Source organism: Cellulosimicrobium cellulans (assembly GCF_016921195.1).
Classification (GTDB): domain Bacteria; phylum Actinomycetota; class Actinomycetes; order Actinomycetales; family Cellulomonadaceae; genus Cellulosimicrobium; species Cellulosimicrobium cellulans_F.
Genome location: NZ_JAFGYF010000006.1, coordinates 1 through 22720 on the forward strand (window position 1 = coordinate 1; position 22720 = coordinate 22720).

The 22720-nt window shown below is 72.7% G+C and carries 20 protein-coding genes; 16 read left to right on the forward strand and 4 right to left on the reverse strand.

Annotated features, from left to right (window positions below; genetic code table 11):
- Nucleotides 1-606 precede the first annotated feature (606 nt).
- From gatC to pucL, 7 genes are all read left to right on the forward strand, one after another.
- Complete coding sequence (gene gatC / locus JN535_RS13230; RefSeq protein WP_047232578.1) at nucleotides 607-903, forward strand: Asp-tRNA(Asn)/Glu-tRNA(Gln) amidotransferase subunit GatC; 297 nt, start codon at nucleotides 607-609, stop codon at nucleotides 901-903.
- 1 nt (nucleotide 904) lies between these two features.
- Entirely contained in the window at nucleotides 905-2446 is a 1542-nt protein-coding gene (gatA, locus tag JN535_RS13235; protein ID WP_205206031.1) for an Asp-tRNA(Asn)/Glu-tRNA(Gln) amidotransferase subunit GatA, read from the forward strand.
- Nucleotides 2443-3948, forward strand: coding sequence for an Asp-tRNA(Asn)/Glu-tRNA(Gln) amidotransferase subunit GatB (gene gatB / locus JN535_RS13240; RefSeq protein WP_205206032.1), 1506 nt, complete (start codon nucleotides 2443-2445; stop codon nucleotides 3946-3948). The genes gatA and gatB overlap by 4 nt, the downstream gene beginning before the upstream one ends.
- Before the next feature lie 4 nt (nucleotides 3949-3952).
- Nucleotides 3953-4558 (forward strand): GNAT family N-acetyltransferase, encoded by a 606-nt coding sequence (locus tag JN535_RS13245; protein ID WP_307868695.1) that lies wholly within the window; start codon nucleotides 3953-3955, stop codon nucleotides 4556-4558.
- Between the two features lie 318 nt (nucleotides 4559-4876).
- Complete coding sequence (gene uraD / locus JN535_RS13250; protein WP_205206033.1) at nucleotides 4877-5374, forward strand: 2-oxo-4-hydroxy-4-carboxy-5-ureidoimidazoline decarboxylase; 498 nt, start codon at nucleotides 4877-4879, stop codon at nucleotides 5372-5374.
- Nucleotides 5371-5739 carry a hydroxyisourate hydrolase gene (gene uraH, locus JN535_RS13255; protein ID WP_205206034.1) on the forward strand — a complete coding sequence of 123 codons (369 nt, stop codon included), beginning with the start codon at nucleotides 5371-5373 and terminating at the stop codon, nucleotides 5737-5739. The genes uraD and uraH overlap by 4 nt, the downstream gene beginning before the upstream one ends.
- A gap of 1 nt (nucleotide 5740) precedes the next feature.
- On the forward strand, nucleotides 5741-6679 hold the full coding sequence (pucL, locus tag JN535_RS13260) for a factor-independent urate hydroxylase (protein ID WP_205206035.1): 939 nt from the start codon (nucleotides 5741-5743) through the stop codon (nucleotides 6677-6679).
- A 121-nt stretch (nucleotides 6680-6800) separates the two neighbouring features.
- Here pucL and JN535_RS13265 read toward each other — a convergent pair whose 3' ends face one another.
- Nucleotides 6801-7613, reverse strand: a complete 813-nt coding sequence (locus tag JN535_RS13265) for an IclR family transcriptional regulator (protein ID WP_205206036.1) — start codon at nucleotides 7611-7613, stop codon at nucleotides 6801-6803.
- Between the two features lie 129 nt (nucleotides 7614-7742).
- On the opposite strand from JN535_RS13265, the gene JN535_RS13270 reads away from it, so the two are divergent.
- The 8 genes from JN535_RS13270 to allB all read left to right on the forward strand — a co-directional run bounded on the left by JN535_RS13270 (nucleotide 7743) and on the right by allB (nucleotide 18433).
- The gene (locus JN535_RS13270) at nucleotides 7743-9239 is read left to right on the forward strand and encodes an NAD-dependent malic enzyme (RefSeq protein WP_205206037.1); all 1497 of its coding nucleotides are present in this window, start codon (nucleotides 7743-7745) and stop codon (nucleotides 9237-9239) included.
- A 42-nt stretch (nucleotides 9240-9281) separates the two neighbouring features.
- Nucleotides 9282-10928 (forward strand): malate synthase A, encoded by a 1647-nt coding sequence (gene aceB / locus JN535_RS13275; RefSeq protein WP_205206038.1) that lies wholly within the window; start codon nucleotides 9282-9284, stop codon nucleotides 10926-10928.
- Nucleotides 10928-12298 carry a DUF6986 family protein gene (locus tag JN535_RS13280; protein ID WP_205206039.1) on the forward strand — a complete coding sequence of 457 codons (1371 nt, stop codon included), beginning with the start codon at nucleotides 10928-10930 and terminating at the stop codon, nucleotides 12296-12298. Before aceB ends, JN535_RS13280 begins: the two co-directional genes overlap by 1 nt.
- A gap of 80 nt (nucleotides 12299-12378) precedes the next feature.
- Nucleotides 12379-13209, forward strand: coding sequence for a bifunctional allantoicase/(S)-ureidoglycine aminohydrolase (locus tag JN535_RS13285; protein ID WP_205206040.1), 831 nt, complete (start codon nucleotides 12379-12381; stop codon nucleotides 13207-13209).
- A gap of 198 nt (nucleotides 13210-13407) precedes the next feature.
- Nucleotides 13408-14214: a hydroxypyruvate isomerase family protein gene (locus tag JN535_RS13290; protein ID WP_205206041.1), complete on the forward strand. Its 807-nt coding sequence runs from the start codon at nucleotides 13408-13410 to the stop codon at nucleotides 14212-14214.
- Nucleotides 14190-15179 (forward strand): 2-hydroxy-3-oxopropionate reductase, encoded by a 990-nt coding sequence (locus JN535_RS13295; protein WP_307868697.1) that lies wholly within the window; start codon nucleotides 14190-14192, stop codon nucleotides 15177-15179. Before JN535_RS13290 ends, JN535_RS13295 begins: the two co-directional genes overlap by 25 nt.
- Nucleotides 15180-15221: 42 nt before the next feature.
- Nucleotides 15222-16997 carry a glyoxylate carboligase gene (gene gcl, locus JN535_RS13300; RefSeq protein ID WP_205206043.1) on the forward strand — a complete coding sequence of 592 codons (1776 nt, stop codon included), beginning with the start codon at nucleotides 15222-15224 and terminating at the stop codon, nucleotides 16995-16997.
- A gap of 77 nt (nucleotides 16998-17074) precedes the next feature.
- Entirely contained in the window at nucleotides 17075-18433 is a 1359-nt protein-coding gene (gene allB / locus JN535_RS13305; RefSeq protein ID WP_205206044.1) for an allantoinase AllB, read from the forward strand.
- A gap of 196 nt (nucleotides 18434-18629) precedes the next feature.
- Here allB and JN535_RS13310 read toward each other — a convergent pair whose 3' ends face one another.
- From JN535_RS13310 to JN535_RS13320, 3 genes are all read right to left on the reverse strand, one after another.
- Nucleotides 18630-19118 carry an SRPBCC family protein gene (locus JN535_RS13310; protein WP_205206045.1) on the reverse strand — a complete coding sequence of 163 codons (489 nt, stop codon included), beginning with the start codon at nucleotides 19116-19118 and terminating at the stop codon, nucleotides 18630-18632.
- On the reverse strand, nucleotides 19115-19480 hold the full coding sequence (locus JN535_RS13315) for an ArsR/SmtB family transcription factor (protein WP_307868699.1): 366 nt from the start codon (nucleotides 19478-19480) through the stop codon (nucleotides 19115-19117). Before JN535_RS13315 ends, JN535_RS13310 begins: the two co-directional genes overlap by 4 nt.
- A gap of 108 nt (nucleotides 19481-19588) precedes the next feature.
- Nucleotides 19589-20968: a cryptochrome/photolyase family protein gene (locus JN535_RS13320; protein WP_205206046.1), complete on the reverse strand. Its 1380-nt coding sequence runs from the start codon at nucleotides 20966-20968 to the stop codon at nucleotides 19589-19591.
- A gap of 51 nt (nucleotides 20969-21019) precedes the next feature.
- On the opposite strand from JN535_RS13320, the gene JN535_RS13325 reads away from it, so the two are divergent.
- Nucleotides 21020-22651 carry a peptide MFS transporter gene (locus JN535_RS13325; RefSeq protein WP_205206047.1) on the forward strand — a complete coding sequence of 544 codons (1632 nt, stop codon included), beginning with the start codon at nucleotides 21020-21022 and terminating at the stop codon, nucleotides 22649-22651.
- Nucleotides 22652-22720: the final 69 nt, after the last annotated feature.

The following is a 22720-nucleotide window of genomic DNA, read 5'->3' on the forward strand; positions in this document are numbered from 1 at the left end:
GTGGTGCCGCGTCTACCATCCGCCGCTCGTTCCTCGCGGCTCCCGCCAGGCCCGACCACGACGCGGCACCACCACCCACCCCGCCCTACGTCGTCTCGCCCTAGTCTCCGCTCACCCGGGCGACCGCCCGCGGTGGCGGTCTCGCACACGCAGTTTCCGCAGTGCATCCGGTCGCCGCACGACGCCGCTGCACCGCTGCACTGCCGTACCGCGGCTGTGGGTCGGGGATAGCCAGACCGTCGCGACCGTCCCTGATCGTGGCGACTTCACGCCGCGTCGTAGCGACGAAGGTGGGCCGACGGCTCAGGGTGGGGGTGGGCTCAGATGCGAACGAGCGTCAGAGCGGCGCTCCGTGATCCCACGGCCGCCGGACCGGGGTGAGTGCGCCGCAGCCCCGAGCACCGAGCCCACCCCACCGCGGACCCGACCACGCGGGCATGAATCCTGACCGCGGTTCTATCTCGCGGGACCAGGGTTCTATGTTGGCGACCACGCGTCTGTCCCATGCGGCTGGGCCTTCTCTTCGGTGGCACGGCCTCGGACACCGTGCCAGGAGGGCCGGCGACGCGGGTGGGCACGGGTGCTGGCCCCACTAGAATGGCGGTCATGTCCACCATCTCCCGTGACGAGGTCGCGCGCGTCGCCGCGCTGGCCCGCATCGATCTGCGACCCGAGGAGCTGGACCGGCTCTCCGGCGAGCTCGACGTGATCGTCGACGCCATCGCCAAGGTCAGCGAGGTCGCGACGCCCGACGTCCCTGCCACGAGCCACCCGCTCCCGATGACCAACGTCTTCCGGGACGACATCCCCGAGCCGCCGCTGCCGGTCGAGGACGTCCTGGCCGCGGCGCCGTCGGCCGAGGACGGGCGCTTCGCCGTCCCGCAGATCCTCGGGGAGGAGTGAGATGAGCGAGGACCTGACTCGCCTGTCCGCCGCCGAGCTGGCGGAAGGGCTCACCGCTCGTGACTTCTCGAGCGTCGACGCGACCCAGGCGCACCTGGACCGGATCGCCGCGGTCGACGGTGCCGTGCACGCGTTCCTGCACGTGAACGCCGAGGAGGCGTTGGCGACGGCACGCGCGGTCGACGAGCGGCGCGTGGCGGGCGAGGAGCTGCACCCGCTGGCCGGCGTCCCGATCGCCGTCAAGGACGTCGTCGTGACCCAGGGCATGCCGACGACCGCCGGCTCCAAGATCCTCGAGGGCTGGATCCCGCCGTACGACGCCACGCTCGTGGAGAAGGTCCGCGCCGCGGGGCTGCCGATCCTCGGCAAGACGAACATGGACGAGTTCGCCATGGGCTCGTCGACCGAGCACTCCGCGTTCGGCAACACGCGCAACCCGTGGGACCTCGATCGCATCCCGGGCGGGTCGGGTGGCGGGTCCGCCGCGGCGGTCGCCGCGTTCGAGGCACCGCTCGCGATCGGTACGGACACGGGCGGCTCGATCCGCCAGCCCGGTGCCGTCACCGGCACCGTCGGCGTGAAGCCCACGTACGGCGGGGTGTCGCGCTACGGCCTCATCGCGATGGCGTCGTCGCTCGACCAGGCGGGTCCCGTGACCCGTACCGTGCTCGACTCCGCGCTGCTGCACGAGCTGATCGGGGGCTACGACCCGCGCGACTCGACGTCGATCCCCGGCCGCGCGCCGGCGCTCGTCGAGGCGGCGGTCCAGGGCGCCACGGGCGACCTGTCGGGCGTGCGCGTCGGTGTGGTCAAGGAGCTCAACGGCGAGGGCTACCAGGAGGGCGTGAGCGCGCGGTTCGCGCAGTCGCTCGACCTCCTGCGCGGCCTGGGCGCGGAGATTGTCGAGGTCTCCTGCCCGCACTTCGAGTACGCCCTCGGCGCGTACTACCTCATCATGCCGTCGGAGGCGTCGAGCAACCTCGCGAAGTTCGACGGCATGCGCTTCGGCCTGCGCGTCGAGCCGGAGGAGGGCCCGGTGACCGCGGAGCGCGTCATGGCCGCGACCCGCGGGGCGGGCTTCGGCGACGAGGTGAAGCGCCGCATCATCCTCGGCACGTACGCGCTGTCGGCGGGCTACTACGACGCCTACTACGGGAGCGCGCAGAAGGTCCGCACGCTCATCCAGCGCGACTTCGCCGCGGCCTTCGAGCACGCGGACGTCCTGGTCTCCCCGACGGCGCCGACCACGGCGTTCCGGTTCGGTGAGAAGCTCGACGACCCGCTGGCGATGTACCTCAACGACGTCGCGACGATCCCCGCGAACCTCGCGGGCGTCCCGGGCATGTCAGTCCCGGCGGGCCTGTCGGACGACGGGCTGCCCGTCGGGTTCCAGGTCCTCGCGCCGGCCAAGGCCGACGACCGCATGTACCGGGTAGGCGCCGCGCTCGAGTCCGCGCTGCTCAGCGCGTGGGGCGGCCCGCTCCTCGACCGCGCGCCGGCGCTGCCCACGGCCACCATCGAGAAGGAAGGCCAGGTCGGATGACCGCCACGACCGTCGACCTCGTCGACTTCGCCGACGCCACGCGCCGCTACGACCCCGTCATCGGGATCGAGGTGCACGTCGAGCTCGGCACGCTGACCAAGATGTTCTGCCCGGCCGAGGTGAGCTTCGGCGCCGAGCCGAACACCCAGGTGACCCCGGTCTCGCTCGGGCTGCCGGGTGCGCTGCCGGTCGTCAACGGCAAGGCCGTCGAGTACGCGATCCGCATCGGGCTCGCGCTCAACTGCCAGATCGCCGAGACGTGCCGGTTCGCGCGCAAGAACTACTTCTACCCGGACGTCCCCAAGAACTTCCAGACGTCGCAGTACGACGAGCCCATCGCCTACGACGGGTGGATCGACGTCGAGCTCGAGGACGGGACCGTGTTCCGCGTCGAGATCGAGCGCGCGCACATGGAGGAGGACGCCGGCAAGAACACCCACGTGGGTGGCGCGACCGGCCGCATCCACGGCGCGGAGTACTCGCTCGTCGACTACAACCGGGCCGGTATCCCGCTGGTCGAGATCGTCACGCGGCCCATCACGGGGGCGGGTGACCGCGCCCCGGAGGTCGCGCGCGCCTACGTCCAGACGTTGCGCGACATCTTCCGCGCGCTCGACGTGTCGGAGGCCCGCATGGAGCGCGGCAACGTCCGCGCCGACGTGAACCTGTCCTTGCGCCCGACGCCGGAATCGCCCCTTGGCACGCGGACGGAGACGAAGAACGTCAACTCGTTCCGCTCCGTGGAGCGCGCGGTCCGTTACGAGATCTCGCGCCAGGCCGCCGTGCTCGACGCGGGCGGCACCGTGATCCAGGAGACGCGGCACTGGCACGAGGACACCGGCATCACGACGTCGGGGCGCGTGAAGTCCGACGCCGAGGACTACCGGTACTTCCCGGAGCCGGACCTCGTCCCGATCGCGCCCCCGCGCGAGTGGATCGAGGAGATCCGTGCCGGGCTCCCGGAGCTGCCGGTCGCGCGCCGCCGTCGTCTCCAGGGCGAGTGGGGCTACGCGGACGCCGAGATGCGCGACGTCGTCAACGCGGGCGCGATCGACCTCATCGAGGCCACCGTCGCCGCCGGCACGAGCCCGGCCGGCGCACGCAAGTGGTGGATGGGCGAGCTCGCCCGTCGCGCCAAGCAGGACGAGGTCGCCCTCGAGGCCCTGCCGGTGACGCCCGCCCAGGTCGCGGCGCTCCAGGGGCTGGTCGACGCGGGCCGGATCAACGACAAGCTCGCCCGCCAGGTCCTCGACGGCGTGCTCGCCGGCGAGGGAGACCCGGAGGCCGTCGTGACCACCCGCGGGCTCGAGGTCGTGTCCGACGACGGCGCGCTGCTCGCCGCGATCGACGAGGCGCTGGCCGCGCAGCCGGACGTCGTCGAGAAGGTCCGGGGCGGCAACCTCGGACCGGTCGGCGCGATCATCGGTGCGGTCATGAAGGCGACGCGCGGACAGGCGGACGCCGGTCGCGTGCGCGAGCTCATCCTCGAGCGGATCGGCTGACGCCGTGACGCGCGGACCGGTCCTGCTCGGGGAGATGGTGCGCCTGCGCCCGATCGAGGCGCGGGACGCCGACCGCATGTGGGAGTCGCTCCAGGACCCGGAGTCGAACCGGCTCACGGGGACGACGGCGACGTTCACGCGCGACCAGATCGACGCGTGGTCGGCGACGATCAGCGACCGCGAGGGTCGGTACGACTGGGCCATCACCGCCGGCGCGGTGCGCGACGGTCAGCCTGTGAGCGACGAGATGATCGGCGAGATCGTCCTCAACGACCTCGACGAGGACGCCCGCTCGGCGAACCTGCGCCTCGCGCTGCTCCCGAACTACCGGGGCCGCGGCTACGGCCGTGAGGCGATCTTCGAGGTGCTGCGGTTCGCGTTCGAGGGCGCGACCGACGTCGAGGGGATCCGGCACGAGGGGCCGCACCTGCACCGCGTGAGCCTCGACGTGCTGAGCATCAACCCGCGGGCGCGGATGCTCTACGAGTCGCTCGGCTTCCGCGAGGAGGGCCGGCTGCGCGACGTCTACCGCGACGGGGACGGGTGGGCGGACGCGACGGTCATGAGCATCCTCGAGGACGAGTTCCGGGCGGGCCTCGGCGCACCCTGAGCCGTCGGGTGACGCGGTCGCGCGCAAGGACGAGACGGGAGGGCCCGGCAGCATCCGCTGCCGGGCCCTTCGTCGTCCCCGGGGACGCGCAGCTCTCGGGCACGTGCGGTCCTCGGGGAAGGTGCTCCGGGGCGCGCGGTCCCGCGGTGGGTGGACTCGTGACGTGCGCCGCGGCCCGCCGCGGAGGACCGTGGTTGACAGGGGTCAGGGCCGGGACGTACATTCATAAGACGGAAACAAACTTCCGAGATGTGAAATCGGAGCCTGAGGCTGTGTCGGACACCGCCGACGGGCGGACGTCGAGAGGGACACGCAGCGATGACGCTGGACGAGTTCAACCGGTTGTCGCCGGAGGAGGCGCGCGAGGCGCTCCTCGCGTGCGCGCACGTCGCGCGGTGGGCAGACGCGGTCGCCGCGGGACGCCCGTACCCGACCGTGGAGGACGCCGCGGACGCGGCGCTCACCGCGGCGGACCCGTGGACCGACGACGAGGTCGACTCGGCGCTGTCCCGCCACCCCCGGATCGGGGAGCGCGCGCAGGGGGACGCGGCGGACGCGAGCATGTCGCGGTCCGAGCAGTCCGGCGTCGACACGTCCGACGACGACCTCCAGCGCCGACTGGCCGAGGGCAACCGCGCGTACGAGGAGCGGTTCGGGCACGTGTTCCTCATCCGGGCCGCAGGGCGCAGCGCCGAGGAGATCCTCGAGCAGCTCACCGAGCGGCTCGGCAACGACGCCGACACCGAGCGGGCGAACGCCGCCCGCAACCTGCGCGAGATCGCCGCGCTGCGGCTGAAGGGAATGCTGACGGCATGAGCACCCACGCCAGCCACATCACCACGCACGTACTCGACGCGGCCAGCGGTAGGCCCGCCGAGGGGATCGCCGTCCGCCTGGAGGCGGCTCCGGAGATCGCGGTCGGGACGACGGGGCAGGGCTGGTCCCTGGTGGCGTCCTCCCGCACGAACGACGACGGTCGCGTGCCCGAGCTCGGGCCCGAGACCCTCGTCCCCGGTACGTACCGGCTCGTGTTCGACACGGGCGAGTACTTCGACCGGCGAGACACCGTGTCCTTCTACCCGGAGGTCGTCATCGTCTTCCGGGTGGCGAGCGCCGAGCAGCACTACCACGTCCCCGTCCTGCTCAGCCCGTTCGCCTACTCGACCTATCGAGGGAGCTGACATGAGCACCACCACGACCGCCGAGCAGCCGGCGGCCACGCGGAGCAGCGGGGCCATCGTCCTGGGCGACAACCAGTGGGGCAAGGCGGAGGTGCGCCTCGTGCGCGTCGACCGCGCCACGCCGCGCCACGAGATCACGGACCTCAACGTCTCCTCGCAGCTGCGGGGCGGGCAGGAGGCCACGCACCTGGAGGGCGACAACTCCAAGTGCGTCGCCACCGACACGCAGAAGAACACGATCTACGCGTTCGCCCGCGACGGCGTCGGCGCGATCGAGGACTTCGCGATCCGCCTCGGCCGGCACTTCGTCGAGGACTTCGAGTGGATCGAGGGCGGTCGCTGGGAGATCGAGCAGTACTCCTGGAACCGCATCGAGACCGCCGACGGCGAGCACGACCACGCGTTCGTGCGGAACAACCAGGAGACGCGCACGACCGTCGTCCAGCGCGACGGCGACGAGGTCTTCGTCGTCTCGGGCCTCACGGACCTCGTCGTGCTGAAGTCGACGGGCTCGGAGTTCCACGGGTTCCCGCGCGACCGCTACACGACCCTCGTGGAGACGAACGACCGCATCCTCGCGACGTCGGTCACCTCGCGGTGGCGCTACACGACGACGGACGTCGACTTCGACGCCGTGTACGCGAAGGTCCGCGCGATCCAGCTCGAGGCGTTCGCGACCACGCACTCGCTCGCCCTGCAGCAGACGCTGTTCGCGATGGGCAAGGCCGTGCTCGAGGCCGTCCCGGAGATCGCCGAGATCAAGTTCTCGATGCCGAACAAGCACCACTTCCTCGTGGACCTCGCCCCGTTCGGCCTCGACAACCCGAACGAGGTCTTCTACGCGGCCGACCGCCCGTACGGCCTCATCGAGGCCACGGTCCAGCGCGAGGGCGAGCCGGCCGAGCCGCGCGCCTGGGCGACCGTCACCGGGTTCTGCTGAGCCGACCGTGACGGACGGACGCGCCCTGCCCGACCGCGGAGCACCCGCGGTCCGGCAGGGCGCGCCCGCACCGTCGCGTCCCGGCTCGTCGGCCCCGGGCACCGCCTCGGGGCCTCGCGCCTCAGGGTGCCGCGGTGATGAGCTCGCGCGTCAGCTCGCTCGCGACGTCGCGCAGCACCGGCACCGCCCGCTCCCCGAACTCGTACGTCACGCGTGCCGCGGGGCCCGAGACGGACAGGGCGGTGGGGGTCGGGGCGTCGGGCACCGCGACGGCGAAGCAGCGCACGCCGAGCTCCTGCTCGCCGTCGTCGATCGCGTACCCGCGCTCGCGCGTCGCCGCGAGCTCCGTGAGGAGCGCGTCGACGTCGGTGATCGACTGGTCGGTCGCGGGCGGCATGCCGACCCGGCCCATGATCTCTCGCACGGTCTGGTCGGGGAGCTGGGCGAGCACCGCCTTGCCCACGCCTGTGCAGTGCGTGTAGACGCGTCGGCCGACCTCGGTGAACATCCGCATCGAGTGGCTCGACGAGGCCTGGGCGACGTAGACGGCCATGTCGCGGTCGATCATCGCGAGGTTCGCCGACTCGCCGAGGTCGTGCGCGAGCCGCTCGAGGTAGGGCCGTGCTCCGGCGCCGAGCTGGCGACCGGCCGACTCGCCGAGGCGGATGAGCCGCGGGCCGAGCGTGTAGCGCCGCGACGGCGTCTGGCGGACGTAGCCCTGGGCGAGCAGCGTCCGCAGCAGCCGGTGGATCGTCGGCAGGGGCAGCCCGGCGTGCTGCGCGAGCTCGCTGAGCCCGGACTCGCCGCCGAAGTCGGCGAGCAGCTCGAGCAGCTCGATCGCCCGGTCCACGGACTGCACGCCCCCGGCGGGCTTCGCCGCCCGCGTGCCCGGGGCGGTCTCCGTCGGCTCCGTCGCCGCCGAGGTCTCGGCCATCTCACCATCTCCTGTCCACCAGGTGCCGCCCGACGGCGGGTGCACCTCGCCTGAGCAGTGCGGGAACCTCCCGCGCTCCCTTCCGCATCACGGAAGACACGCATCAGCATACGAGAAGAAGGAACGAACATGACGTCCGAGACGAAGGCTCCAGAGACGCAGGCCGCGACGGCGAAGAGCGCCGCGACCAGCCCGAGCTACTCCATCACGCTGCGCGTCGAGGCCCCCAGCGGGCACCGCACCGCGAGCGACCTGGTCGCGGCGGTGAGCGCGACCGGCGCCGCGATCACGGGCGTCGACGTCTCGGAGTCGGGCGCGGACCGGCTCGTCGTCGACGTCACGGCGGACACCGTCGACGCCGCGCACGTGGAGCGCATCCGTGACGCGCTGAGCGCGCTCGACGGCATCACCGTGCGGCACGTGAGCGACGCGACGTTCCTCATGCACCTCGGGGGCAAGCTCGAGGTCAACCCCAAGGTGCCGCTGCGCCACCGCGCCGACCTCGCCCGGGCCTACACGCCCGGCGTCGCGCGCGTGTGCCTCGCCATCGCCGAGCGCCCCGAGGACGCGCGTCGCCTGACGGTCAAGCGCAACACGGTCGCGGTCGTGACCGACGGCACCGCCGTGCTCGGCCTGGGCGACATCGGCCCGGCCGCCGCGCTCCCGGTCATGGAGGGCAAGGCCGCGCTGTTCAAGCAGTTCGCGGGCGTCGACGCCTGGCCCGTGTGCCTCGACACGACGGACACCGAGGAGATCATCCGCACGGTCAAGGCGATCGCGCCGGTGTACGGCGGGATCAACCTCGAGGACATCTCGGCGCCGCGCTGCTTCGAGATCGAGCGCCGCCTACGCGAGGAGCTCGACATCCCGGTGTTCCACGACGACCAGCACGGCACGGCGATCGTCGTGCTCGCGGCGCTGACCAACGCGCTGCGCGTCGTCGGCAAGTCGATCGAGGACGTGCGCATCGTCGTCTCCGGCGTGGGTGCGGCGGGGAACGCGATCATCTCGCTGCTCCAGGGCCAGGGCGCCCGACGCATCGTCGCGTTCGACCGACACGGCGCGATCCACCCGGGCGCGAACCTCACGGACGACCACCGCCGGCGCCTCGCCGAGACGACCAACGCCGAGGGCTTCACGGGCACGCTCCGCGAGGGCCTGGCCGGGGCCGACGTGTTCATCGGTGTCTCCGGTCCCGACATCCTCACGGGCGACGACGTCGCGACGATGGCCGACGACGCGATCGTCTTCGCGCTCGCCAACCCGACGCCCGAGGTCGACCCCATCGCCGCGGCGCAGCACGCGACCGTCGTCGCGACGGGCCGCAGCGACTACCCGAACCAGATCAACAACGTGCTCGCCTTCCCGGGGCTCTTCCGCGGTCTGCTGGACGTCGGCGCGAGCGAGATCACCGACGAGATGCTGCGCGCCGCGGCCGTCGCCATCGCGGACGCCGTCGCCCCCGAGGAGCTCAGCGCGAGCTACATCGTGCCGAGCGTGTTCGAGCCCGCGGTCTCCAAGGCCGTCGCGCGCGCCGTCGCCGAGGTCGCGGAGCGCGGCCGTGCGGAGCAGGCTCAGGGGAGCACCACGTCGGGCCACCACGTCGGGTCGGCGCCCCGGTCCTGACGCACCGTCGTCAGCCCGGCCGCCCCGCAGAAAGGACACACCATGACCACCACCACGGCCGTCGCCGTCCACGGACCCGCCGTCGAGCGGTCCGACGAGATCCTCACGCCCGACGCGCTCGACTTCGTCGCCGCGCTCCAGCGCCGGTTCGGTGCGCGCCGCGACGAGCTGCTCGCCGCGCGCGCCGCGCGGCGCGAGGAGGTCGCCCGCACCGGCCGCCTCGACTTCCTGCCCGAGACCGCCGACGTGCGAGCGGGGGAGTGGACGGTCGCCGGTGCGCCCGCCGACCTCCGCGACCGCCGCGTCGAGATCACCGGCCCGCCGACGCCCAAGATGGCGATCAACGCGCTCAACTCGGGCGCGAAGGTGTGGCTCGCGGACCTCGAGGACGCGTCGACGCCGCACTGGGCCAACGTCGTCGGCGGCCAGGTGGCGCTGCACGACGCCACGCGCCGCACGCTCGCGTTCACCTCGCCGGAGGGCAAGCAGTACGCGCTGCGCCCCGAGACCGACGGCGACGCGCTCGCCGTCATGGTCGTGCGACCGCGCGGCTGGCACTTCGACGAGGTGCACCTGACGGTGGACGGGACGCCCGCCGTCGGCGCGCTCGTCGACTTCGGCCTGCACTTCTTCCACAACGCCGCGGAGCTCCTCGCGCGCGGGTCCGGGCCGTACTACTACCTGCCGAAGATGGAGTCCCACCTCGAGGCGCGCCTGTGGGACGAGGTCTTCACGTACGCGCAGGAGGCGCTCGGGATCCCGCACGGGACGATCCGCGCGACGGTCCTCATCGAGACCATCCCGGCCGCGTTCGAGATGGACGAGATCCTCTACGAGCTCCGCGACCACGCGTCGGGGCTCAACGCGGGTCGGTGGGACTACCTGTTCTCCGTCATCAAGTACTTCCGCGACTCGGGACCGTCGTTCACGCTGCCCGACCGCGGCGCGATCACCATGACCGCGCCGTTCATGCGCGCGTACACCGAGCTGCTCGTGCAGACGTGCCACAAGCGCGGGGCGTTCGCGATGGGCGGCATGGCCGCGGTCATCCCGAACCGGCGCGAGCCCGAGGTCACGGCCCAGGCGTTCGACAAGGTGTGCGCGGACAAGCAGCGCGAGGCCGGCGACGGGTTCGACGGCTCGTGGGTCGCGCACCCGGACCTCGTGCCCGTGTGCCGCGAGGTGTTCGACGGCGTGCTCGACGAGCGGCCCAACCAGCTCGACCGGCAGCGCCCCGAGGTCCACGTCACGGCCGACCAGCTCCTCGACGTGTCGTCGGCGCAGGGCGACGTCACCGAGGCCGGGCTGCGCAACAACCTGTACGTGTCCGTCGCGTACGTCGCGGCGTGGCTCGCGGGCAACGGCGCGGTCGCGATCCACAACCTCATGGAGGACGCCGCGACCGCGGAGATCTCGCGCTCGCAGGTGTGGCAGTGGGTGCGCTCCGGTGCGTCGTTCACGGCGGGCGAGAGCGCGGGCACGACGGTCACCGCGGACCTGGTCCGCACGCTCCTGCGCGAGGAGACCGCGCGGCTGCGCGACGACGTCGGGCACGAGGCCTACGACGCCGGCCCCTACGACCGGGCCGCCGCGCTCGTCGAGGACATCGCGCTCAACGAGCACTACGTCGACTTCCTCACGCTCCCGGCGTACGAGGACGTCGTCGCGCACGAGCAGGACGCCTCCTGATGCCGGCGGGGCTCCCGGAGGGTTCGGGCTCGGCGTCGGGGACGGCCTTCAGCGAGCAGGGGATCGACGCGCTGCACGCGACGCTCGACGGTCTGCTCGGGCCCTGGGACGCGGAGCTCGAGGCGCGGTACCCGGGCGACGACGGCTCGCGCCAGCCCGTGCACACCGTCTACGTGCCGGGCGACCGGTACGCCGCGGGGCTCGCGCCCGAGTGGGCGGCGCGGGCGCGCGAGGCGGTCGACGCGGCGGGCGGCGGTGCCGACGGGGTGCGTCGCCTCGTCGACCTGCTCGGGATCGGCGCGGGGTCCGGGTGCGACCTCGCCGACGCCGTGGCGGAGCGCGTGCGCGCCAAGCTCGCCGTCGAGGCGATCGAGGACCTGCGGATCGACTTCGAGGACGGGTTCGGCGACCGCGGCGACGCGGCCGAGGACGCCGCGGTCGCGGCGGCCGCGCGCGAGCTCGCTCGCGCCGAGGCGCAGGGCACCGCGACGCCGTTCAGCGGGATCCGCATCAAGTGCCTCGAGGCCGCGACGCGCCGGCGCGGGGTGCGCACGCTCGCGCTGTTCGTGGCCGAGCTCGTCGCGGCGCGCGCGGCCCAGGGCCACGCGGGCCTGCCCGACGGCTTCGTCGTCACGCTCGCCAAGGTCACCGCGCCGGAGCAGGTCGAGGCGATGGCCCTCGCGTGCGAGCGCCTCGAGCAGGCGAACGGCCTGGAGCCGGGCAGCCTGCGGTTCGAGGTGCAGGTCGAGACGCCGCAGGCGCTGCTCGCGGCGGACGGCACGGCGACCGTGGCGCGCCTGGTGCACGCGGCGCCCGGGCGCGTCACCGCGTTGCACTACGGCACGTACGACTACTCGGCGTCGCTCGGGATCGCCGCGGCGTACCAGTCCATGGAGCACCCCGCGGCCGACCACGCGAAGTCGGTCATGCAGCTCGCGGTCGCGGGCACGGGCGTGCGCCTGTCGGACGGGTCGACCAACGTGCTCCCCGTCGGTGACCCGCAGGCCGTCGACGCGGCGTGGCGCCTGCACGGGCGGCTCGTGCGCCGCTCGCTCGAGCGCGGCTACTACCAGGGCTGGGACCTGCATCCCGCGCAGCTCCCGAGCCGGTTCGCGGCGACGTACGCGTTCTACCGCGAGGGCGCCGCCTCGGCGCTCGCGCGGCTCGCCGCGTACGTCGGGTTCGTGCCCGACGCCGGCGGCGTGCTCGACGAGCCCGCCACGGCCAAGGCGATGGCCTGGTTCCTCGGGCGCGGCGTCGACTGCGGCGCGCTCACCGAGGCCGAGGTCCGCGCCGCGACCGGTCTCGACCGTGCCGGGCTCGACGCCGTCCGCGTCTCGGGCCACGCCCCGCAGCCCGTCGCGGGCTGACCCACGCCCCACCTTCCCGTCCACCCGCCACGACGACAGACCGTCGTCGGGTCGGGCCCATCATCTCGAGGAGTGCCCCCATGACCCAGACCACCCCCTACTACACCCCGCAGGGTGGCCTGCCCGGCCAGACCGAGCTGCTCACCGACCGCGCGATCGTCACCGAGGCCTACACGGTGATCCCGCGCGGCGTGCTGCGCGACATCGTCACGAGCAACCTGCCCGGCTGGGAGAAGACCCGGCTGTGGGTGCTCGCCCGGCCGATCGAGGGGTTCGCGACGACGTTCGCGCAGTACGTCATGGAGGTCTCGCCGGGCGGCGGGTCGGACCAGGGTGAGGACGAGGAGACCGTGCAGTCCGTCGTCTTCGTCACCGAGGGCACGCTCGTGCTCACGCTCGCGGGCGTCGAGCACGTGCTGGAGCCCGGCGGGTACGCCTACCTCGCGGCGGGGGAGCGGTGGGCGCTGCACAACCGCTCGGACGCCAAGGCGGCGTTCCAGTGGATCCGCAAGGTGTACGAGCCGATCCCGGGTCACACCGCGACGTCGTTCGTCACGCGCGAGCAGGACGTCGAGCCGCGCGCGATGCCGGACACCGACGGCGCGTGGGCGACGACGCGGTTCGTCGACCCCGACGACCTCGCGCACGACATGCACGTCAACATCGTGACGTTCCAGCCGGGCGGGTCCATCCCGTTCGCGGAGACGCACATCATGGAGCACGGCCTGTACGTGCTCGAGGGCAAGGCCGTCTACCGCCTCAACGGGGACTGGGTCGAGGTCCAGGAGGGCGACTTCATGTGGCTCCGGGCGTTCTGCCCGCAGGCCTGCTACGCGGGCGGCCCCAAGCCGTTCCGTTACCTCCTCTACAAGGACGTGAACCGGCAGGTCAAGCTCGACCGCCGGCGCTGACGCAGGACCCGGTGGGGCACGAAGAGGGCCCGGTTCCGCTCGCGGGACCGGGCCCTCTTCGTGCCCACGACCGGACGGGGCCGGCTCGGCTGTTGACGCTCCGCAGCGAGGAGGCCTACACTTCCATACAGCAGAAGAAAAGTTCCGCACAATGGAATCGCAACGCAGCGAGACGCGGACGGACCCAGGGAGACGACGATGAGCCCCGCACCGACGTACACCGTCAACTGCTCGATCCTGCTCACGGACCTGCCGCTGCTCGAGCGGCCGGCCGCCGCCGCGGCCGCGGGCTTCCGTGGCGTCGAGTTCTGGTGGCCGTTCGCGTCGCCCACGCCGGCGCAGGACGAGGTGGACGCGTTCGTCGGTGCGATCGAGGCGGCGGGCGTCCAGCTCACCGGCCTCAACTTCTACGCCGGCAACATGCCCGGCGGCGACCGCGGCCTCGTGTCGTGGCCCGCGCGCTCGGCCGACCTGCGCGCCAACCTCGACGTCGTCACCGCGATCGGTGAGCGCACCGGCTGCCGCGCGTTCAACGCGCTCTACGGCAACCGCCAGGAGGGCGAGACGCCCGAGGCGCAGGACGAGCTGGGGGCCGAGAACCTCGCGCTCGCGGCCCGGGCCGTCGGGCGCATCGGTGGCACGGTGCTCGTCGAGCCCGTGAGCGGCGCGCCCGCCTACCCGCTGAAGACGGCCGCGGACGCCGTGCGCGTCATCGACCGGGTCGCGACCGACCACGGCGAGACGAACCTCGGCCTCCTGTTCGACGTCTACCACCTGGCCGTCAACGGCGACGACGTCGACCAGGCCCTCTCCACCTACCGTGGCCGCGTCGCGCACGTGCAGATCGCGGACGCGCCCGGGCGCGGCGAGCCCGGCACGGGCGACCTGCCGATCGAGCGCTGGACCAAGGACCTGCGCGCCGGCGGCTACGACGGGTGGATCGGCCTCGAGTACAAGACGGAGGCCGCCGACCCGTTCGCGTGGCTCCCCGCCGCCGAGCGCTGACGCGACCCGCGGTCGTTCGTACGCCGTCCGCCGCCCGCCCCAGAACCCCCCGACCCGACCCCACCGCAGAGGAGCACACCATGGCCTCCATCGCCTTCATCGGACTCGGCATCATGGGCAGCCCCATGGCCGTCCACCTGCAGAACGCCGGCCACGACGTCGCGGGCTACAACCGCAGCCCCGAGAAGGCGGCGCCGCTCGTCGAGGTCGGCGGGCGCGCGGCCGAGTCGGTCGCCGACGCCGTCTCCGGAGCCGACGTCGTCGCGATCATGGTGCCCGACTCGCCCGACGTCGAGGCCGTCCTCACCGGCGACGACGGCGTCCTCGCGAACGCCAAGCCCGGCGCGCTCGTCGTCGACTTCTCCTCGATCCGTCCCGACGTCACGGTCGCGCTCGCGCGGCAGGCGACGGACGCGGGCCTGCGCATCGTGGACGCCCCCGTCTCCGGCGGCGAGCCGGGCGCGATCAACGCGGCGCTGTCGATCATGGTCGGCGGTACGCCCGAGGACTTCGAGTCGGCCAAGCCTTTCCTCGACGTCGTCGGCAAGACGGTCGTGCACGTGGGCCCGAACGGCTCCGGCCAGACCGTCAAGGCCGCCAACCAGCTCATCGTCGCCGCGAACATCCAGGCGCTCGCCGAGGCGATCGTGTTCCTGGAGGCGTACGGCGTCGACACCGACGCCGCGGTCCAGGTGCTCGGCGGCGGGCTCGCGGGCTCGGCCGTGCTGAACCAGAAGGCGCGCAAGATGCTCGACCGCGACTTCGGCCCCGGCTTCCGCATCGAGCTGCACCACAAGGACCTCGGCATCGTCACCGCCGCGGCCCGCGAGGCGGGCGTCGTGGCGCCGCTCGGCGGCCTCGTCGCCCAGCTCATGGCCTCCGCCCGGGCCAACGGCGACGGCGGCCTCGACCACTCCGGCCTGTTCCGCGGCGTCGAGCGCCTGTCCGGCCGCGACGGCTCCTGACCTTCCCTGACGGCGACGTCACCTCCAGCAAGGAGAGAAACCATGCCTCGTATGCGTGCGGTGGATGCCGCAGTGGCGATCCTCGAGATCGAGGGCGCGACCCAGGCCTTCGGCCTGCCCGGTGCCGCCATCAACCCCTTCTACTCCGCGATGCGCGCCCACGGCGGCATCGACCACGTGCTCGCCCGCCACGTCGAGGGCGCGTCGCACATGGCCGACGGCTTCTCGCGCGCGAAGCCTGGCAACATCGGCATCTGCATCGGCACGTCGGGCCCCGCGGGCACCGACATGATCACCGGCCTCTACGCCGCGTGGGCCGACTCGATCCCGATGCTCTGCATCACGGGCCAGGCGCCGGTCGCCAAGCTCGACAAGGAGGACTTCCAGGCCGTCGACATCGCGAGCATCGCCGCTCCGGTGACCAAGATGGCCAAGACCGTCCTCGAGGCCGGCCAGGTCCCGCAGGTCTTCCAGCAGGCGTTCCACCTGATGCGCTCGGGCCGCCCGGGCCCGGTGCTCATCGACCTGCCGATCGACGTGCAGCTCGCGGAGATCGAGTTCGACCCGGCGACGTACCAGCCGCTGCCCGTGCACCGCCCGACGGCGACGCGCGCCCAGGCCGAGAAGGCGATCGACCTGCTGCTCGCCGCCGAGCGACCGCTCCTCATCGCGGGTGGCGGCATCGTCAACGCGGGCGGCGAGGACCTGCTCGTCGAGCTCGCCGAGACGCTGGGCGTCCCGGTGATCCCGACGCTCATGGGCTGGGGCGTGATTCCCGACGACCACGCGCTCATGGCCGGCATGGCCGGGCTCCAGACGTCGCACCGCTACGGCAACGCGAACCTGCTCGCCTCCGACTTCGTGCTCGGGATCGGCAACCGCTGGGCCAACCGCCACACGGGCGGCCTCGACACCTACCGCGAGGGCCGCACGTTCGTCCACGTCGACATCGAGCCGACGCAGATCGGACGGGTGTTCGCGCCCGACTACGGCATCGTCTCCGACGCGAAGGCCGCCCTCGAGCTGTTCGTCGAGGTCGCGCGCGAGCGCCGCGACGCGGGGCGGGCGCGCGACTACTCCGGGTGGGCCGCCGAGTGCGCCGAGCGCAAGCGGACGCTCCAGCGCAAGACGCACTTCACCGAGGTCCCGATCAAGCCGCAGCGTGTGTACGAGGAGATGAACAAGGCCTTCGGGCCCGAGACGCGCTACGTCACGACGATCGGGCTCTCGCAGATCGCGGGCGCGCAGTTCCTCCACGTCTACAAGCCGCGGCACTGGATCAACGCCGGGCAGGCGGGTCCGCTCGGCTGGACCGGCCCTGCGGCGCTCGGCGTCGCGAAGGCCGTGCCGGACGAGCCGGTCGTCGCGCTCTCGGGCGACTACGACTTCCAGTTCATGATCGAGGAGCTCGCGGTCGGCGCGCAGTTCAACCTGCCGTACGTCCACGTCGTCGTGAACAACTCCTACCTCGGCCTCATCCGGCAGTCCCAGCGTGCCTTCGACATGGACTACCACGTCCAGCTCTCGTTCGAGAACATCAACTCTCCCGAGACGAACGGCTACGGCGTCGACCACGTCAAGGTGGCCGAGGGCCTGGGGTGCAAGGCGATCCGCGTGACGGACCCCGAGGAGCTGGGCGACGCGTTCGCCAAGGCGCAGGGCATGGCGGCCGAGTTCCGCGTGCCCGTCGTGGTCGAGGTCATCCTCGAGCGCGTGACGAACATCGCGATGGGCGTGGAGCTCACGGGCGTCAACGAGTTCGAGGACCTCGCGATCTCGGCCGAGGACGCGCCCACTGCGACCGCGCTGCTCGACTGAATCGTCGACCGCCGAAGTAGAACGCTGGTACGCGAAGTAGAACGCTGGTCAGAGCCCTGGAAGAGAGGGAGGGTGGGATGAGCACGACCGTCCCGCAGGAGCACGAGTACGACCTCGTCGTCCGCGCCGAGCGCGTGCTCGTCGCGTCGGGGGAGCAGCCGCGCGAGGTCGGGGTCAGCGGGGGAGTGGTCCGCGCGATCGAGCCGCTCGGTGCGGGGCTCGACGGCGCGCGCGTCGTCGAGCTGGAGCCGCACCAGGTGCTCATCCCCGGGCTCGTGGACACGCACGTGCACGTCAACGAGCCCGGGCGCACCGAGTGGGAGGGCTTCGCGTCCGCCACGCGGGCCGCCGCCGCGGGCGGTGTGACGACGATCGTCGACATGCCGCTCAACTCGATCCCGCCGACCGTCGACGTCGAGGCGCTCGAGACCAAGCAGAAGGTCGCGCGCGACCAGGCCTTCGTCGACGTCGGGTTCTGGGGCGGGGCCGTGCCCGGCAACGCCGACGAGCTGCGGCCCCTGTGGGACGCGGGCGTGTTCGGGTTCAAGTGCTTCCTGCTGCACTCGGGCGTCGAGGAGTTCGGGTACCTCGAGCCCGACGAGCTCGAGGCCGACCTGCGCGTCCTCGCCGACTTCGACGGCCTCATGCTCGTGCACGCCGAGGACTCGCGCGCGATCGAGCGGGCGCCCACCCCGCACGGCGACCACTACGACACGTTCCTCGCGTCGCGTCCGCGCGGCGCGGAGAACGTCGCGATCGCCGCGGTGATCGAGGCCGCGCGCTGGACCGGGGCGCGCGCGCACGTGCTGCACCTGTCGAGCTCGGACGCGCTGCCCATGATCCGCAGCGCGAAGCGCGAGGGCGTGCGCCTCACGGTCGAGACGTGCCCGCACTACCTGGCGCTCGCGGCCGAGGAGATCCCCGACGGCGCGACGCAGTTCAAGTGCTGCCCGCCCATCCGGGAGATCGACAACCGCGAGCTGCTCTGGGAGGGGCTGCTCGACGGGACGATCGACTGCATCGTCTCCGACCACTCCCCGAGCACGCCCGACCTCAAGGACCTCGACACGGGCGACTTCGGGACCGCGTGGGGCGGGGTGTCGTCGCTCCAGCTCGGGCTCGCGATCGTGTGGACCGAGGCCCGGACGCGGGGCGTACCGTTCGCGCGCGTCGTCGAGTGGATGTCGTCGCGCCCGGCCGGCATCGCGGGACTCCAGCGCAAGGGCTCGATCGCGCTCGGGTTCGACGCCGACCTCGCGGTCGTCGAGCCGGACACGGCGTTCGTCGTCGACCCGAAGGCCCTCCACCACAAGAACCCCATCACGCCGTACGCCGACCGCGCGCTCTCGGGCGCCGTCGTCGCGACGTACCTGCGGGGCGAGGAGATCACCCTGGACCGCCCCACGGGCCGACTGCTCGCGCGCGGCGAGGCCTGAGGGGCGCAGACTCCCGTGCCCGGCCGCGGGGGCCGGGCACGGGGAACCACCCATCTTTGAGCACGACGACGGGGCGGCACCGCTGGTGGGCGCCGCCCGGTCTCGCGAGGTAGAACCCTGGTCCCGCGAGGTAGAACCCTGGTCATGACCAGGGTTCTACCTCGGGTTACCAGCGTTCTACTTCGCACGGTGGGGGTCAGGACTCCGCGAGGAGCTCGTCGAGCTGTTCGTAGCCCTCGCGGACTCCGACCTCCATGCCGCTCGCGACGAAGCCGTCGCGACCCTCGAACGAGTCGACGAGCGACGTCGCGGTGAGGCGGCTGCGCCCGTCGGGCAGGTCCTCGAACACGAGGCGGTCCAGCGAGACGCCGTCGGGGAAGCCCTCGTACGTGAACGTCTGGACGATGAGCTCGTCCGGGCGCACCTCGTGGACGCTGCCGAAGAACGCGTACTCGTTGCCGTCGGGGTCCACCTGGACGTAGCGGTAGGCGCCGCCCGTGCGCACGTCCCAGTGCTCGTTGCGCTGGGTGAGGTAGCGCGGGCCGTTCCAGCGCGCGAACAGCTCGGGGTCGAGGTGGGCGCGGAAGACCTTTGCCGCGGGCGCGTCGAACTCGCGCACGATGCGGACGATCGGGAGGTCCTTCGGGACGACGATCTCGGTCTCGTGGGTGCCGGTGGTGGTCATGACGGTGCTCCTGTCATCGGGTCGTTCGGGGGCGCGGCCTGGTCGGGCAGGTCGCGCAGGACGTCGTCGAGGCGGCGGTAGCGGTCCTCCGCCTCGCGCCGGTAGCGCTCGATCCACTTCGTCATGAGGTCGAAGACCTCCGCCTCGAGGTGCACGGGGGCGCGTCGGGCGTCCGTCGTGCGGGTCACCAGGCCGGAGTCCTCGAGCACGCGCAGGTGCTTGGACACCGCCTGGACGGACATGTCGTACGGCCGGGCGAGCTCGCCCACGCTGGCGTCGCCCGACGCGAGCCGGGCCACCATGTCGCGGCGTGTGGGGTCGGCCAGCGCCGAGAACACGCGGGAGAGCGGGTCGGCCGTCACGGGACCTCCTCGTCGGGCACCGCGATGCGGCGTCCGTTCATCAACTGCTTGGTTGACTACGACGCTACGCCCACGTCGCCTCGTAGTCAACCCTTTGGTTGAGAAATCTCAGAGGCGCCGTGCGCGCTCGAAGTCGTCGAGCGAGACCGTGCGCTCGACGGCGTGGTCGACGATCCGCTCGGGGTAGCCGGCCGGTTGCTCGCGCAGCGTCCAGGGCTCGTGGACCGCCCGTCCTTCGATGCTCCGCAGCTCCGGCACCCAGCGGCGCACGTACGCGCCGTCCGGGTCGAACTTCCTGCCCTGCGCCACCGGGTTGAAGATGCGGAAGAACGGCGCGGCGTCGCGCCCCGTCCCGGCGACCCACTGCCAGTTGAGCTGGTTCTGCGAGACGTCGCCGTCCGCGAGGTGCGCCATGAAGTGCGCCGCGCCGCGCTGCCACCGCACGTGCAGGTCCTTGACGAGGAACGACGCGACCACCATCCGCACGCGGTTGTGCATCCACCCCTCGCCGAGGAGCTGGCGCATCCCCGCGTCGACGAGCGGGTAACCGGTGCGTCCGGCAGCCCAGGCCGCGAGGTACCGGTCCTCGTCCGCGCCGGTCGCCCACGCGTCCTCGGGCACGACGGTCCGCAGCGACCGCTGTGCCGCCTCCGGGTGGTGGAACAGGACGTCCGCGTGGAACTCGCGCCACGCGAGTTCGGAGCGGTAGGCGAGCGCGTCGTCGGACGGCGCGAGCCCGTCGTGCAGGGCGCTCCGCACGTCGGCGAGCAGGGTCCGGGGATGAAGCTCGCCCCACTTGAGCGGGATCGACATGCCCGACGTCGCCGGCCGGTCGGGGCGGTCGCGCTCGGTCGCGTAGTCCGCGAGGTGGTCCTCCAGGAAGTCCCGCCACCGGCGGCGCGCGGCCGCCTCGCCCGCGGCCGGGAGACGGGCGTCGGTCCCCGGGTCGTCCGGGACGCCGTCGGAGCGCAACGACGCCCACGGCACGTCGCGCGGGCGCGGCACCGGGTCGCGCCACCCGTGCGCGACCCACGCCTCGCGGAACGGCGTGAAGACCTGGAACGGGGTCCCCGTGCGCGTGAGCACGCGTCCGGGCGAGACGGCGTAGGACGAGCCGGTGCGCACGAGGCGAGCCCCGCCGTCGGTCAGCACCTGCGCGACCGCCTCGTCCCGCGCGACGCCGTAGGGCTCGTAGGACGCCGCGACGTGCACCTCCGCCGCGCCCACCTCACGCGTGAGCGCGGGCACGACCGCGCGCGGGTCCCCGTGCCGCACCACGAGCCGCCCGTCCGTCGCGGCGTCGAGCGCGGCGAGGCTGCGCGCCAGGTACGACCGGCGCGGGTCGCCGGCGCCGCGCCAGAGGGGCGGGTCGAGCACGTAGAGCGCGACGACGTCGTCGCCCGCCTCCCGGGCGGTCTCGACGGCCGCGACAAGGGCCGGGTTGTCGGCGAGCCGCAGGTCGCGGCGGCACCACCAGATCGTCGGCATCCGGCCACGCTAACGGTCGCCTGCCGCGCACGCCGGTGGGAGCATCGCAAGATGGACGGCGACGACCCGCAGGGGAAGGACGACGCCCGGCGCCGCGCGCTCGGGCGCGAGGCGCGTACCGAGCCCGAGCCGGGCGCACCGCCGTTCGGGACGGGCGCTGCGGCGGGCGTCGGCGCGGCCGAGGGCCCGGCAGCGGGGGTGATCGAGGGGGACCACGCGTTCTTCGGGCACCCGCGCGGCCTGCTGACGCTCTTCACCACGGAGCTGTGGGAGCGGTTCAGCTACTACGGGATGCGCGCGATCCTGCTCTTCTACCTCACCGACACCGTGGCGAACGGCGGCCTCGGCATCGACGAGACGACCGGGCTCGCGCTCGTCTCGGTCTACGGCACGAGCGTCTACCTGCTCTCGGTCGTCGGCGGCTGGCTCGCAGACCGGGTGATCGGCTCGCGGCGCTCGGTCCTGTACGGCGGCATCATCATCGCGGCCGGGCACGTGAGCCTCACGATTCCCGGCACGGGCTTCTCGATGGCCGGGATCGCGATGGTCGCCCTCGGGACCGGGCTGCTCAAGCCCAACGTGTCCTCGATGGTCGGCGAGCTCTACGCGCGCGACGACCCGCGGCGCGACTCGGGCTTCTCCATCTTCTACATGGGCATCAACCTCGGGTCGTTCGTCGCGCCGTTCCTCGTCGGCGCGGCACGTGCCTGGGGTGGCTACCACGCCGGGTTCGCCGTCGCGGCGGTCGGCATGGCCGTCGCGCTCGTGTTCTTCGTCGCCGGCCGCCGCTACCTGGGCGAGGCGGGCGCGCACGTGCCCAACCCGGTGCGCCCCGAGGAGCGGGCGAAGATCGCGCGCATCTTCCTGCTCATCGCCGCGGGCGTCGTGCTCGTCGGGCTGTTCGCGGTCCTGGTGGCCGGCGGCTTCGACATCTCGACGTTCATCGACACGATGTCCTACCTGGCGTTCCTCGCGCCGATCGCGTACTTCGTCGTCATGTACCGCTCGCCGCGCGTGACCGACGCCGAGCGGCCGCGCGTCATCGCGTACATCCCGCTGTTCGTCGCGGCGATGCTCTTCTGGATGATCTTCGAGCAGGCGGCCACCACGCTCTCCGCGTTCGCGAAGGACCGGACCGACCTCACCTTCTTCGGCGTCGGCATCAGCCCCGAGTTCTTCCAGTCGGTCAACCCGCTGTCGATCATCGTCCTGGCGCCGGTGTTCGCGTGGATCTGGCTCAAGACGGGCGACCGCCCGACGACCGCCAACAAGTTCGCGATCGGCCTCACGCTCGCGTCGGTCTCGTTCCTCTTCCTCGCCGTCGCGTCCGCGGTCGTCGGCGACGGCAAGGCGCCGTCGTGGGTGCTCGTGCTCGTCTACGTGATCCAGACCCTCGGCGAGCTGTGCCTCTCGCCCGTCGGCCTCGCGGCCACGACGCTGCTCGCGCCCAAGGCGTTCCGCTCCCAGGCGATGGCCCTGTGGTTCCTCGCGCCCGCGGCCGGGCAGGCCATCACGGCGCAGGTCGTGCAGGTCACCGAGGGGGCGTCGGACACCGCGTACTTCGGCAGCATCGGCGCCGTGACCCTCGTGTTCGCCCTCGCGCTGTTCGCGCTCGCGCCGTGGGTCACGCGGCACATCCGACACGCCGACGAGCTCGAGGGAGCCCACACGGCCGGGGCCTGACCGGGCATCGCCGTATGCACGACGACCGCGGTCGCGCGAGGTCGCGCCGTCGCGACCCCGCGCGGTTCC

Bases quoted from the DNA above. Each gene is read 5' to 3' on its own strand.
- JN535_RS13290 (WP_205206041.1), top strand. From the start codon at position 13,408: ATGAGCCCCGCACCGACGTACACCGTCAACTGCTCGATCCTGCTCACG.
- JN535_RS13265 (WP_205206036.1), bottom strand. From the start codon at position 7,613: ATGGCCGAGACCTCGGCGGCGACGGAGCCGACGGAGACCGCCCCGGGC.
- gatA (WP_205206031.1), top strand. From the start codon at position 905: ATGAGCGAGGACCTGACTCGCCTGTCCGCCGCCGAGCTGGCGGAAGGG.
- uraH (WP_205206034.1), top strand. From the start codon at position 5,371: ATGAGCACCCACGCCAGCCACATCACCACGCACGTACTCGACGCGGCC.
- aceB (WP_205206038.1), top strand. From the start codon at position 9,282: ATGACCACCACCACGGCCGTCGCCGTCCACGGACCCGCCGTCGAGCGG.
- uraD (WP_205206033.1), top strand. From the start codon at position 4,877: ATGACGCTGGACGAGTTCAACCGGTTGTCGCCGGAGGAGGCGCGCGAG.
- JN535_RS13270 (WP_205206037.1), top strand. From the start codon at position 7,743: ATGACGTCCGAGACGAAGGCTCCAGAGACGCAGGCCGCGACGGCGAAG.
- JN535_RS13310 (WP_205206045.1), bottom strand. From the start codon at position 19,118: ATGACCACCACCGGCACCCACGAGACCGAGATCGTCGTCCCGAAGGAC.
- allB (WP_205206044.1), top strand. From the start codon at position 17,075: ATGAGCACGACCGTCCCGCAGGAGCACGAGTACGACCTCGTCGTCCGC.
- gcl (WP_205206043.1), top strand. From the start codon at position 15,222: ATGCCTCGTATGCGTGCGGTGGATGCCGCAGTGGCGATCCTCGAGATC.
- gatC (WP_047232578.1), top strand. From the start codon at position 607: ATGTCCACCATCTCCCGTGACGAGGTCGCGCGCGTCGCCGCGCTGGCC.
- pucL (WP_205206035.1), top strand. From the start codon at position 5,741: ATGAGCACCACCACGACCGCCGAGCAGCCGGCGGCCACGCGGAGCAGC.
- JN535_RS13285 (WP_205206040.1), top strand. From the start codon at position 12,379: ATGACCCAGACCACCCCCTACTACACCCCGCAGGGTGGCCTGCCCGGC.
- JN535_RS13325 (WP_205206047.1), top strand. From the start codon at position 21,020: ATGGACGGCGACGACCCGCAGGGGAAGGACGACGCCCGGCGCCGCGCG.
- JN535_RS13280 (WP_205206039.1), top strand. From the start codon at position 10,928: ATGCCGGCGGGGCTCCCGGAGGGTTCGGGCTCGGCGTCGGGGACGGCC.
- gatB (WP_205206032.1), top strand. From the start codon at position 2,443: ATGACCGCCACGACCGTCGACCTCGTCGACTTCGCCGACGCCACGCGC.
- JN535_RS13320 (WP_205206046.1), bottom strand. From the start codon at position 20,968: ATGCCGACGATCTGGTGGTGCCGCCGCGACCTGCGGCTCGCCGACAAC.